General features: G+C 38.7%; 11 protein-coding genes. 5 read left to right on the top strand and 6 right to left on the bottom strand.

All coding sequences use genetic code 11. From position 1 onward, the window contains the following. Positions 1–29 precede the first annotated feature (29 nt). From gap to eno, 5 genes are all read left to right on the top strand, one after another. Entirely contained in the window at positions 30–1046 is a 1017-nt protein-coding gene (gene gap, locus CRI88_RS10130) for a type I glyceraldehyde-3-phosphate dehydrogenase (RefSeq protein WP_036124048.1), read from the top strand. Positions 1047–1402: 356 nt separating this feature from the next. After that, positions 1403–2587 (top strand): phosphoglycerate kinase, encoded by a 1185-nt coding sequence (locus tag CRI88_RS10125; RefSeq protein ID WP_036124045.1) that lies wholly within the window; start codon positions 1403–1405, stop codon positions 2585–2587. A gap of 27 nt (positions 2588–2614) precedes the next feature. Then, the gene (gene tpiA, locus CRI88_RS10120) at positions 2615–3376 is read left to right on the top strand and encodes a triose-phosphate isomerase (protein ID WP_036124043.1); all 762 of its coding nucleotides are present in this window, start codon (positions 2615–2617) and stop codon (positions 3374–3376) included. After that, positions 3369–4910, top strand: coding sequence for a 2,3-bisphosphoglycerate-independent phosphoglycerate mutase (gpmI, locus tag CRI88_RS10115; RefSeq protein ID WP_036124040.1), 1542 nt, complete (start codon positions 3369–3371; stop codon positions 4908–4910). Before tpiA ends, gpmI begins: the two co-directional genes overlap by 8 nt. Before the next feature lie 2 nt (positions 4911–4912). Then, positions 4913–6205, top strand: a complete 1293-nt coding sequence (gene eno, locus CRI88_RS10110; protein ID WP_036124037.1) for a phosphopyruvate hydratase — start codon at positions 4913–4915, stop codon at positions 6203–6205. Positions 6206–6358: 153 nt separating this feature from the next. On the opposite strand, the gene dltD is transcribed toward eno, so the two are convergent. The 6 genes from dltD to CRI88_RS10080 form a co-directional block, all read right to left on the bottom strand. Next, positions 6359–7534 (bottom strand): D-alanyl-lipoteichoic acid biosynthesis protein DltD, encoded by a 1176-nt coding sequence (gene dltD, locus CRI88_RS10105; RefSeq protein WP_058844371.1) that lies wholly within the window; start codon positions 7532–7534, stop codon positions 6359–6361. Further along, the gene (gene dltC, locus CRI88_RS10100) at positions 7531–7764 is read right to left on the bottom strand and encodes a D-alanine--poly(phosphoribitol) ligase subunit 2 (protein ID WP_036121183.1); all 234 of its coding nucleotides are present in this window, start codon (positions 7762–7764) and stop codon (positions 7531–7533) included. Before dltC ends, dltD begins: the two co-directional genes overlap by 4 nt. A gap of 41 nt (positions 7765–7805) precedes the next feature. Further along, on the bottom strand, positions 7806–8969 hold the full coding sequence (gene dltB, locus CRI88_RS10095) for a D-alanyl-lipoteichoic acid biosynthesis protein DltB (protein ID WP_036121180.1): 1164 nt from the start codon (positions 8967–8969) through the stop codon (positions 7806–7808). Beyond that, on the bottom strand, positions 8966–10444 hold the full coding sequence (gene dltA / locus CRI88_RS10090) for a D-alanine--poly(phosphoribitol) ligase subunit DltA (RefSeq protein WP_089933861.1): 1479 nt from the start codon (positions 10442–10444) through the stop codon (positions 8966–8968). The genes dltB and dltA overlap by 4 nt, the downstream gene beginning before the upstream one ends. A 17-nt stretch (positions 10445–10461) precedes the next feature. Beyond that, on the bottom strand, positions 10462–10599 hold the full coding sequence (locus CRI88_RS10085) for a teichoic acid D-Ala incorporation-associated protein DltX (protein WP_036121175.1): 138 nt from the start codon (positions 10597–10599) through the stop codon (positions 10462–10464). A gap of 278 nt (positions 10600–10877) precedes the next feature. Next, positions 10878–12524: an alkaline phosphatase gene (locus tag CRI88_RS10080; protein ID WP_036121172.1), complete on the bottom strand. Its 1647-nt coding sequence runs from the start codon at positions 12522–12524 to the stop codon at positions 10878–10880. Positions 12525–13388: the final 864 nt, after the last annotated feature.

Here is a 13388-nt window from a genome sequence, read left to right as displayed (position 1 = left end):
GACATTACACATTATTGGAGGAATTAACAATGGCATTAAAATTAGCGATTAATGGATTTGGACGTATTGGACGTTTAGTATTTCGTGAGGCAATGAAGCATGATGAATTTGAAGTAGTAGCTGTAAACGACTTAACAGATGCTGGTCAGCTTGCACACTTATTGAAATATGATTCAGTCCACGGTATCTATGATGCTGAAGTCAATGCAGATGAAGATTCTTTCGTAGTAAATGGTCAACGCATAAAAGTTTATGCTGAAAAAGACCCTGCACAGTTACCATGGGGTGAGCTAGGTGTAGACGTAGTTCTTGAATGTACTGGACATTTCCGTTCAATGGAAGAAGTAGGCAAGCATATTGAAGCAGGTGCGAAGAAAGCTATTCTATCTGCACCAGCCAAAGGGGCAATGCCAACATTTGTTATGGGTGTAAACCACGAGGATTATAACCCAGCAACTGATGACGTAATCTCAAATGCTTCTTGTACAACAAACTGTCTAGCACCAGTAGCTAAAGTGCTTGATGAAAAATTTGGCATTGAACGCGGTATGATGACAACAATTCACTCTTACACAAATGACCAACGAATTTTAGACTTCCCACACTCTGACCCACGTCGTGCTCGTGCAGGTGCGGTATCTATGATTCCAACAACAACTGGTGCAGCAGTAGCTGTATCAAAAGTATTACCACAATTAAAAGGTAAGCTAGATGGCTTCTCTATGCGTGTGCCAACACCTAACGTATCATGTGTTGACTTAGTAGTAGAGCTAAAAGCAGACGTAACAAAAGAAACAATTAATGCTGTATTAAAAGAAGCTTCTGAAAATGAATTAAAAGGCATTTTAGATTACAATGAGCTACCATTAGTATCGATTGATTATAACGGTAACCATCATTCTTCTACTGTTGATGGCCTTTCAACAATGGTATTAGAAAACAAAATGGTGAAAGTTCTAGCTTGGTATGATAACGAAATTGGTTACTCTACTCGTTTAATGGATTTAGCTTTATACATTGCTGAACAAGGATTAAACCATAAATAAGTATCATATTTCGACATTTTGAGTAAAAAGTGTGACATATTACTGCTTTTTATGCACAAAAAGTATAGCCTTTATAATATCGAATAGATATAATATACAAGGGTAAAGAGAGTAAGGGATTTTACCCTTGCTCTCTTTTTATACAGGACAAGCAATTGCAAGACATAACACTTAACTTTTGCTACTATAAAAACAAGTATTAGGGTGCATTATCAAAAGTTGGAGATTGAAATTCTTTTAGCTGATGTGCCAAAAAAGTACCAAAGTGCCTTTTCAATTTAGCAAGCATGGTGTCGCGCCAAGATGGGTAAAACACAAGAATGTAAGACTAAAACAGCTTTGAAGGGAGTTTCTTCATGTTAAATAAGAAGACGATGAAAGATATTGATGTAAAGGGTAAACGCGTATTTGTACGTGTAGATTTTAATGTTCCAATGGCAGATGGTGCCATTACAGACGAAACGCGAATTCGTGCAGCTATTCCTACAATTGAGTATTTAGTAGAGCAAGGTGCGAAAGTTATTTTAGCCTCTCACTTAGGTCGTCCAAAGGGTGAAGTAAAAGAAGATATGCGTTTAACAGCAGTTGGTGTTCGCTTAGCACAATTAATGGGCAAGCCTGTTACGAAGCTGGATGAATCTATTGGTCAAGTGGTGGAAGAGGCTGTTGCTAGCATGCATGATGGGGATCTTCTTCTTCTGGAAAATGTGCGTTTCCATGCAGGTGAAGAGAAAAATGATCCAACATTAGCACAGCAATTTGCACAGCTAGCTGATATCTATGTCAATGATGCTTTCGGCGCAGCTCATCGTGCACATGCTTCTACAGAAGGAATTGCTAAGCATATTCCAGCTGTATCTGGTTTCCTTATGCAAAAGGAATTAGATGTACTCGGTAAAGCATTGTCGAACCCAGAGCATCCCTTTACAGCGATTATTGGTGGTGCCAAAGTAAAAGATAAAATTGGTGTTATTGAAAGCCTATTAGAGAAAGTAGATCACTTAATTATCGGTGGTGGTTTATCCTTTACATTCATCAAGGCGCAGGGCTACGATATCGGTAAATCATTGTTAGAAGAAGATAAAATTGAGCTAGCAAAGTCCTTTATTGAAAAGGCAAAAGCAAAAGGCGTGCAATTACATATGCCAGTCGATGCTGTTGTGGCAAATGAATTTTCACAAGATGCTGAAACACAAATCGTTGATGTGGATGCTATTCCAGCTGATTGGATGGGTCTAGATATTGGACCAAAAACAGCTGCAAACTATGCGGAAGTTATTAAAAACTCTAAATTAATCATTTGGAATGGACCAATGGGCGTCTTTGAAATGGATAAATTTGCTAACGGCACAAAAACGGTTGCTGATGCAATGGCAACAACAGCAGGCTATACAGTAATCGGTGGCGGTGATTCAGCAGCTGCTGTTGAAAAATTTGAAGTAGCAGATAAGATGGATCATATTTCTACAGGTGGCGGTGCTTCTCTAGAATTAATGGAAGGTAAAGAACTTCCAGGAATTGTAGCACTAAACGATAAATAAACTAACTAAACAATCGGAGGCAACATGATGCGTAAACCAATTATTGCGGGTAACTGGAAAATGTTTAAAACATTTGAAGAAGCTATTCAGTTTGTAGATGCAGTACAGGATAAACTTCCTACCAATGACAAAGTAGATGCTGTTGTTTGCGCACCAGCTCTTTACCTACCTACACTTGTGCAGGTTGCTAGTGAGTCAGAGCTGGCGATTGGTGCACAAACAATGCACTTTGAAAATGAAGGTGCCTTTACTGGTGAAATTAGCCCAGCCCAGCTAGCAAGTGTAGATGTTGACTATGTCATTTTAGGGCACTCAGAACGTCGTGAATACTACAATGAAACAGATGAAGCGATTAATAAAAAGGTAGCAGCAGCGCTTGCACATAATATCGTGCCAATTATTTGCTGTGGTGAAACACTAGAGGAACGTGAGGCTGGCACGACAGAGCAAAAGGTGGCTGGACAAATTAAAGCGGCACTTGCTGGTTTTGATGCACAGCAAGTTGAGCATATGGTCATTGCCTATGAACCGATTTGGGCGATTGGTACTGGTAAAACTGCTACAGCAGACGATGCAAATCAAGTATGTGGAGCGATTCGTGCAGTTATCGAAGAGCTATATAATGCTGAAACGGCGAATGCTGTACGCATTCAATATGGCGGCAGTGTGAAGCCTGATAACATTCAGGAGCTTTTAACGAAAGAGCATATTGATGGTGCTTTAGTTGGTGGAGCAAGCTTACAGCCAGAATCTTACTTAACATTATTGGAGGCGGCAGCAAATGCCTAAAAAGCCAGTAGCATTAATTATTTTAGATGGCTTTGCATTTCGAGATGAAACATTCGGGAATGCAGTAGCACAAGCCAACAAGCCAAATTTTGATCGATATTGGAGTCAATATCCTCACGCTACATTAACTGCTGCGGGAGAAGCCGTTGGATTACCTGACGGCCAAATGGGGAATTCTGAGGTAGGGCACTTAAATATCGGTGCTGGACGAATTGTTTATCAAAGCTTAACACGCTTAAATAAATCGATTCGTGAAGGGGATTTCTTTACGAATCAAGCGTTTTTAGATGCAGTAGCATATGTAAAAGCTCATCACTCCAAGCTCCATGTTATGGGCTTATTATCAGATGGTGGTGTTCATAGTCATTATGAGCATATGTTTGCGCTATTAAAGCTAGCTAAACAGCAGGGATTAGATGAAGTTTATGTACATGGCTTCTTAGATGGACGTGATGTTGGTCCAACAACGGCATTAGACTATATCGAAGAAACAGAAAAACAAATGGCTGAAATGGGTATTGGTCAGTTTGCTTCGATTCACGGACGTTATTATGCAATGGATCGGGATAAGCGCTGGGATCGTGTCGCTCTCACGTACAATGTACTTGTTGATGGTGTTGGTCAAACAGCAGAAAGTGCAAAAAGTGGTGTAGCAGCATCCTATGAGCGTGAAGTAACCGATGAATTTGTGATTCCCTTCAGTATTCAAGAGCATGGTGAGCCAGTAGCAACAATTAGCGATCATGATGCAGTGATTTTCTTTAACTTCCGTCCTGATCGTGCTATTCAGCTATCCACAGTGTTCACAAATGAAGGATTTGATGGTTTTGCTGTATCTGCAAAGCATCCAAAGAATTTAAAATTTGTATCCTTCACACACTATAGTGATAACGTCAATGCACAAGTTGCTTATGAAAATGACAACTTAAAAAATACGATTGGTGAAGTACTAGCAACGAATGGGAAAACACAGTTACGCATTGCTGAAACTGAAAAATACCCACATGTTACATTCTTTATGAGTGGTGGACGTGAGGAAAAATTCCCAGGTGAAGAACGTATTTTAATTGCCTCTCCAAAAGTGGCAACATATGATTTAAAACCTGAAATGTCTGCCTATGAGGTAACAGAAGCCTTGCTTGCAGAAATTGCTGCTGAGAAATTTGATGGCATTATTCTCAACTTTGCCAACCCTGATATGGTGGGTCATAGTGGAATGCTTGAGCCAACGATTAAAGCGATTGAAGCGGTAGATGAATGTTTAGGCAAAGTAGTAGATGCTCTTCTTGCAAAAGGAGGCGCAGCTATTATTACAGCTGACCATGGTAATTCTGATGAAGTATTGACTTTAGCAGGTGAGCCTATGACAGCTCATACAACAAATCCTGTTCCAGTAATTGTGACAAAAGCAAATATAATGTTAAGAAATGGTGGTATTTTAGCCGATTTAGCACCAACCATGTTAGAATTATTAAAGGTGTCACAGCCTACTGAAATGACAGGACAATCATTAATTGAAAAAGAGGAGAATTAATTATGCCATTTATTACACAAGTTTATGCGCGCGAAGTTTTAGACTCACGTGGGAACCCAACAGTAGAGGTTGAAGTATTTACAGAATCAGGCGCATTTGGACGCGCAATCGTACCATCAGGTGCATCAACAGGTGAATACGAAGCGGTGGAATTACGCGATGGTGACAAATCTCGTTACCTAGGCAAAGGTGTATTAAAAGCAGTTGAAAATGTAAACACAATTATTGCGCAAGAATTAGAGGGTAACTATTCAGTTCTTGACCAAGTTGTCATCGACAAAGCTTTAATCGAGCTAGATGGCACAGAAAACAAAGGCAAGCTAGGTGCCAACGCAATTCTAGGTGTATCGATGGCAGTTGCACATGCTGCGGCAGATTATTTAGATGTACCTCTTTATCAATATCTTGGTGGGTTTAACTCTAAACAATTACCAGTACCAATGATGAACATTTTAAATGGTGGAGCTCACGCAGATAACAATGTAGACATTCAAGAATTCATGGTTATGCCTGTTGGGGCTGAATCTTTCCGTCATGCATTACGCATTGGCGCTGAGATTTTCCATAGCCTAAAAGCGGTTCTAAAAGCAAAAGGCTACAACACGGCAGTAGGTGATGAGGGTGGTTTCGCACCAAACCTTGGCTCTAACGAAGAAGCGATTACAGTTATCTTAGAAGCGATTGAAAAAGCAGGCTACAAACCAGGTGAAGAAGTTCGACTTGCTATGGACGTAGCATCATCTGAACTATTCAACAAAGAAGATGGCAAATATCACTTAGATGGTGAAGGTGTTGTGAAAACTTCTGAAGAAATGGTTGATTGGTACGAAGAGTTAACAAACAAATACCCAATCATTTCAATTGAAGATGGCTTAGACGAAAACGACTGGGCTGGCCACAAGCTATTAACAGATCGCATCGGTAGTCGTGTGCAATTAGTAGGTGATGACCTATTTGTAACAAATACGAAAAAATTATCGGCTGGTATTGAGCAAGGCGTAGGAAATGCAATCCTAATCAAAGTAAACCAAATCGGTACATTAACTGAAACATTTGAAGCAATCGAAATGGCGAAACGTGCTGGTTACACAGCTGTTATCTCTCACCGTTCTGGTGAATCAGAAGATGCAACAATTGCAGATATCGCCGTTGCTACAAATGCTGGTCAAATTAAAACAGGTGCTCCTTCACGTACAGACCGTGTAGCAAAATATAACCAACTTCTTCGCATTGAAGATCAACTTGGTTCAACAGCAGAGTTCCTTGGATTACAATCTTTCTACAACCTTAAATAATAGACAAAAAATGCCTCAAAGTTTATTGATACTTTGGGGCATTTCTTTTTGTGCCTATTGAAGTGGAAATCAACGGCTTTACTTTATGTCATTATAAAAGAAAAAAACTGTAGACAAACTCTCAATTTTTTTGAGTTTGTCTACAGTTCCTTTTTATGGCTGTGCCCAATGTTGGTCTAGTTCTTGATCGAGATAGACCCAGCCCTTCCAGGCAATATGAATCGTATCCATTATAAAATAAGGGTCATATTCATGGTCTGTAAAATCAACGTAGTCAACATTGGCAGCCTTTAATACTTGCTGCATCTTATCATAGTACTGCTGACGACGTTCCTCTGGATAGCCATTATAATCATACCAGTAGCCATTAACCGGAATGGATACGAATAATGGCTTGGCACCAGCATCTTTTAACACATCCATGACCAATTGAAAATCTTTATATTCCGGAGACTTCGTGTAATCCTCTTTCTTTCGCATTCCTTTAAACTTTGAAAAATTAGCATTAACAAGTCGCTGGTAAGCGCGATTTTCAATCATGTAGTCATTGGAAACACGTTTCTTTCCGTACGCCTCAGCATGCTGTAATTGCTGTTCAAAGCTTTGATTGGCAATGAGCTTGTCATTGCTTTTTAAGTGATGACCTTTACGTGGGAAAAGGGAATAATATAAATCCTTCTTTTCTAGCAATTCCTTATGGAAGCGCCCTGCCACCATCGCCAAACGTCCCGTAATCGGCTTTTCCTTACCGTTTGACATTTGATATTGATACATCGTTTTTAAGAGACGATCCCGCTCAACGGTATCAAATTCTAGCAGTCGTTCCATGGCGCGTTTACGAAGGTCGGCATCCATCTCTTGATTAAAAGCTAAATCATAGGCATGTAACATCGAATAATTCGGTGAAAAGTGAAATTCACCCATGCCCTTTTCTGTAAACCATTGTGGGGAGATGATGAAAACTAATTTTTTATCCTTTAAATTTCCCTCTTGAGCAGCAAAATTTAAAAAATGAGTAATGGACTGCATTCCCCCACGCCCAATCATAAATGTTGAATACGGCGCTTCAGATGCTCGCGCATAATTATAGGGATGGAAAGGGTCAAAACGATTTAATTCAGAGGAGCCATACAAAGGCATGGAATGAGGCTCCTGTAACATGCGTTCCTGTAAATACGTACCTTGAAAGACAAGTGGAGACATGTTTGTTTTGGCTTGCTCCACATCCTCATCGGAAATCCACGCCTTGATCCATGCATTCGGAAAGAAGACAAAGCCAGTAAAAAGAGCAAAGGCGATAAATAGAGAGAGGAAGCCTTTCTTCATCATTGTCTTTCAGCTAATTTCCCTACAATTCGATTCGGTGTATTCCATTCTTCACGATTAAAATCAGTTATAGGTACAGAAATATTAAAGCGGTTTTCAATTTCTACTAATAAATTAATTGTCCCAAACGAATCTAGCAAACCTTCTTCAAATAAATCAATATCTGGGTTCTCTACAATAATTTCATCTTCACATAACTCGACTAGCATTTCTAAAACTTGTTGTTGATCCATTAATAATTCTCCTTTATTGAACAGGCTCTTTCAGCCCTTGGTTAAAATAATTTGCCAGAAAAAATATAGAAGCCAAAGCATACGGCATTAAACGTAATGAAGACGCCAATAGCATGGGTCCACTTATTTTTAGGCCAGCGCTTATGCTTTTTATTCCAGCGTTCAAACTTATCAAAGCTAATAATTAATAGGGCATGATAGAGTCCGTAGACCACAAAGTGCCATTCTAGGCCATGCCAAATACCCATTAAAAAGAATAGTAAAAAGAAGCCTATATACGAAATAGCGAATTTATTTTTCAGCCACTTTTTCTTCGTCATCCAAAGCACAAAGCGCATATAGACGTAATCTCTAAACCAAAAGGAAAGACTCATATGCCAACGGTTCCAAAAGTCTTTAATATTGCGACTTGCGAATGGACGATTAAAGTTAATAGGCGTTTGTATGCCCATTATTCGGCTCACACCAACAGCAAATGCACTATAGCCAGCAAAATCAAAGAATAAGTAAAAGCTATACATATACATATACGCTAATTGCCCCTGGAAAGGTGTCAAATAGTTATACGTATGATTTGGCAAATAAATGAGGGTGTAGTTGTAAATTAAATACGCCAAAATAAATTTATATAAAAAGCCGACAAAGATATAGTTGAGCCCACTTAACAGCAGCTTTTGATAATCCTCCGAGGAAGGTACAGTATGAAAATCCTTTGTAAAACGTCGCCAGCGATCAATCGGCCCTGATGATACTGTAGGGAAGAATAGTAAGAAATACGCTAGCTCTATGACAGGAATTTTCTCTTTCATTAAGCCGTCACGGGTTTCTAAAATCATTTGCACTGCTTTAAATGTAATGTAGGACACACCAAGGAAGCCAAATAAATGATGTAATCCAAGAATCGGTAGTACCTTCACAAGGACAAGTGGTAATATCGACAAGAGTACAGCTATTATAAAGATTGTTCCACTATTTTGCTGAAGGCGGTAACGCTGATAAGCCACAATAAGGACTATCTGAAAGACCGTAAATAGAATGAGCGAAATGGACCCATTCAATGAATGTCCAAAGATAAGAGCTAAGACAATCAATGACACAAATAGATTATAGTATTTAGAAGATTTGCCTTGTAAACCCAATAGGATTGTTGGTAGTAATAAAAGTCCGATGATCACAAAGAATGCTATATTTCCATAAGGCGTCATACTGTTTCCATAACCGCCAATCCTTTACGATCAACCTTACCGTTCGGATTTAATGGTAAAGCGTCCATATATTTAAACGTTTTTGGTACCATATAAGCAGGCAAATACTCTGATAGAAGTGTTTTTAACTGCTTTGTCATTTTGAAGGGAGAGTCTGTTAATGGCTCGCGCAAAACAACATGTGCACTAAGCGAGATGATCTCCTTTTCTTTATAAATCGGTACAACAACACAGCTTGAAACGGGTGGTAGGTTGCTAATTTGTTTTTCAATTTCCTCAATTTCCAAACGATAACCATGTAGTTTAACCTGGAAATCCTTGCGCCCAGAAAAGAATAAATAACCATCCTGCTCATAGCCTAAATCACCTGTTAGATAGATGCGTTGTTCAGCTACTGTTGAAAAAACCTTCGCTGTTAAATCAGGCGCTCCCAAGTACCCTGCACTGACAGTTGGGCCTGAAATAACAATTTCACCATCTTCTAATAAAGCGACGTTCGGCTCCGTTATAGGAGCAATCGGTAATTGTTCAAAGCGTTCCACTAATGCTTTGGACACCTCTACATAGGATACCGCGACCGTTGTTTCCGTAGGACCGTATAAATTATAAATGGTAGCCTGTGGAAAGCGTGACATTAACTCTTTACATACCGCTATTGGTAAAACCTCGCCGCAAAATAAAAAAGTATCTAATGTCGGTATGAGCTGCTGGTTCCACTCTTTGTTCATTAAACACATCTTGGCGAAGGAAGGTGTAGAAGTCCAAACACGAGTATTCGACGTAGCTAAAGAATCAAATAATGCTTTAGGATTGGCGATTTCTTGCTGTGTAATCGCGTAAAGTGTGTGACCTCCAACAAGAGCCGGGTACAGATCCATGACAGATAAATCAAAGGAATAAGGCGCTTGATTTAAAAATACACCGTCGTCCTGTAAAGGGAAGTTTTCGTGCATCCAAGAGACAAAATGTGCTAAATTACTAGCTGTTATTTGGACACCTTTTGGTTGACCAGTTGAACCAGAAGTGTAAATAATATAATGGATTTCCTCGTTTTGCACCCATGTCGCTGATGATAGGGTAACATCCTTTGAGGAACTCGCTAAGATATCACTCACCGCCATAACAGGGATATTTGTGAGCATGTGTAATGGCTCTTCTGTTATCAATAATAAACCTGCTCCAGATGCTTCTAAAATAAGCTGTAATCTTTCTATTGGCGTTGAAGAGTCAACAGGTACGTATGAGTGACCAGCTTTTACAGCACCTAAAAAGGCGACAATTTGTAGGGGGGACATATGTCCATAAACGACAATAGGTTGTTGTCTCCGCAAGTTAAGCTTCATCAGATAATCAGCTACATTATCCGATAAGTGCCAAAGCTCACCGTATGTTAAGGAAGCATGGTGCGTTTGATAAGCAGTTTTTTGTGGCTGCTGGAGGGCCACGCGTTCAATAGCTGCTAAAATACTTAACATTATAAAATCTCCTTTATTTAAAATTCCGTATATATAAATGGTCCAGCGTTCATATCATGGAAACCATGTATAAGAAACAGCAGTACCAAAACGATCAAATAAAATAGCGTCAAGGCAATAAAGCGCAAAGGCTCGTTATTTTTGATGGATTGCATTTGTCCACCTCCAATGAAAAAAGTATAGGATTAAATTTTCAAAAAATAGTAATTTACTAGTGAAAAATCCTTACCTTATGTTTTTAACACTGATTTGACGGAATGTGGAGAAAAATGTTGCTGAATTAAGGTGAATTCAGTAAATCATAAGATTAATTTAAGGTAAATTTAAGGTTATGGGGGAAAGTGTGGATTTTACAAACTATTGGTTGGTCTTTTTATGTAAAAAAAGCACGAACATAAGGGAATAATCTCAACTTATGTTCGCGCTATTGTTTTTATTTCACGGCATTCAAAACTTTTTTTGATACATAAAATTCAGAGCCATTATAGATATTTATTGTGTCAAATGTATGGGTCTTTACAGTGTTTGTTGAAGTTTGCTCATACAGCATTGTGTTTTTATTGACTGGGATTTTCACCATCACATCTGCCTTTTGTGCAATAAATGTTGGGTTTTCTTTATCGGATAAGTCAATTTTTGTTGTAAAGCCTTTTTCCGTAAATGCCTTTGTTGCTGGCACATATAAATCATTTGTAAGTGTATTTAAGTCAAAGCCCATGAATTGCGCCATTGTATGAGCTAAATCAGTGTTTTCTACTAGCCCTGTCAGCTTAGATGGACCGAATGAATATAAAAACACATCCTCACCGGTATGACCACCTGTCGTATAGCCAATGTTCGCACGATTTGCCAGCATTTTGACCATTTCACTGCCTAAGTCTTTAGAAAGTTTTAGTTTAGTCAATTCAGTCTTTGTTAATTGATCTAAGCCATAAAGGGCAGCCACTTCTTTTAAATTAGAACGGTCTTCTTTTAATTGACTTAATGCTCCCTCAACGGTCATGGACGCTTTTTTCAACGGATCAATGTAAGCAGAGACTGGAATACTGGAGTAGGTATTAGTCGTGTTGGCATTCCCCATCGTAATCCCGCTATTTCCATGGTCTGTTACGGCAATAACTAATGTATTGCCATCTTCCTTCGCAAAATTAACCGCTTCTTTTACAGCATCATCAAACGATAAAATATCGCTAATGATACCGATTGTATCGTTGGCATGTGCTGCCCAGTCGACCTTGCTACCTTCAACAAAGAGGAAGAAGCCGTCCTCATCCTTTTTTAGCGTATTGATTGCCTTGTTTGTCATTTCAGCAAGCGTAGGCTCGGATGCTCTTGTTTTAGCGCGATCTAAATCGTAGGCAAGTGCACTTGGTGCAAAGCTTCCCCAAATTTTTGAAGACTGACTTTTGAATAGTTCATCACGTGTTTGAACTAAATCATAATTTTTTTCTTTCAGAACCTGGATTAAATCCTCGCCATCTTGACGGGCATTTTTTGTAGTTCCTGGTGACAGCGACTCTAAGCCACCACCTAAAACGACGTCAATATTTTGGTAAACTTGCTGTTCAGCAATATCACCATATTGACTTCTATTGTTAACATGCGCTGAAAAACCAGCTGGCGTTGCATGTTGAATTTCAGAAGTAGAAATCAGTCCAGTCGCCTTGCCCTTTTGTTTAGCTCCTTCTAGCACATTGGCTACAGGTCGGAAGGCATCTTGTTGAGCAATTTGTGCTAAACCAGGGGAATTAATCACGGATGGTAAAACGCCTACATATTTATCATTCGATTTATGACCAGTTGCTAAAGCCGTAGCAGCAGGCGCAGAATCTGTAATGGCTGATTCAGCAGAATACGTGCGCATAGCACCAGATAAAATCTCATCCATTGCTAAGCCCTCACCCTTATACCAACGAGAAAGGGTAACCGCATTATTACTGCTCCCATCCATTACAAGCATAATGACATTTGTCGGTTTCTTTACTTCGGCTGCTTCTACCTCTTGTTGTGGGATACTAACTGCGGATAACGTTACAGCACTTGCTAAAAACAATGAAGTCCATTTTTTTGCGTATTTCATGATTTTCCTCCTTTAAATGATTTCAATTGTAAGTGTAAAGGAAGGGTGTAAAGCTACTGTTAAATATTTGTTAATAAAATATGGTAATACTGTAAATGAAGAGATAAGAATGGAAGGAATCTGTGCGTTTATCACATGGATTCGATTGAGGCAGTATAAACTTTGGTGATGCTGTGAGCCGTCTAATTTAAGAACTTCATCCTCGATTAATACTTCTTCAACCGTTTAAATTTCAATTTTTGTTAAATAGCCAGCATTGTCATAGTCACTACAATAAATGGAGTCTTTGCATAAGTATAGTTGGCACTAGTCGCAGCAAAATAAATATCAGTAGTCCATAAATGACTTAACTTAGTTTTTCATCATGAAAGATGATACCAATGACCATCAACACTAACTTGCCAAATACACTTAACTTCTGCGCATTTAAAATCATTTGGTTCAACAGTGGGTTTGCTTAGTTTGAAAGCCGTAGCTAATGATGCCGCCAATAGGTAATTTTCATTGCCGATTAGTTCACTAAATATATGTTGCCTCAGAAGTATGTAAAAATGCTTTGGAGGCAACTTTTTATTACCGTGTATAGTACAAGTTCTATTAAATGGCAAGCCGTCACCATGCCATAGTTCAATTATTAATAAACAATGGCATGAAGCAATCTATATAGATATTTCCCTTTTTAGCTTATAAACAGGCGATAAATAGAAATATTTTTAGATTTTTCAGTTAATTCCAGTGTGAATCGATAAAAATATTGATATAGTTTTAGATAAAGAGAGTTCAAACGAAGAATAACATATTAAACTAGCAGATTATCAAATCTAACAAGAATATCATTTTGTTAAAATAGATAAAAATGATTTT

The sequence above is a fragment of the Lysinibacillus fusiformis genome, from assembly GCF_002845985.1.
GTDB classification, from domain to species: Bacteria; Bacillota; Bacilli; order Bacillales_A; family Planococcaceae; genus Lysinibacillus; species Lysinibacillus fusiformis_D.
This window is presented reverse-complemented; position numbering and strand designations above follow the sequence as displayed.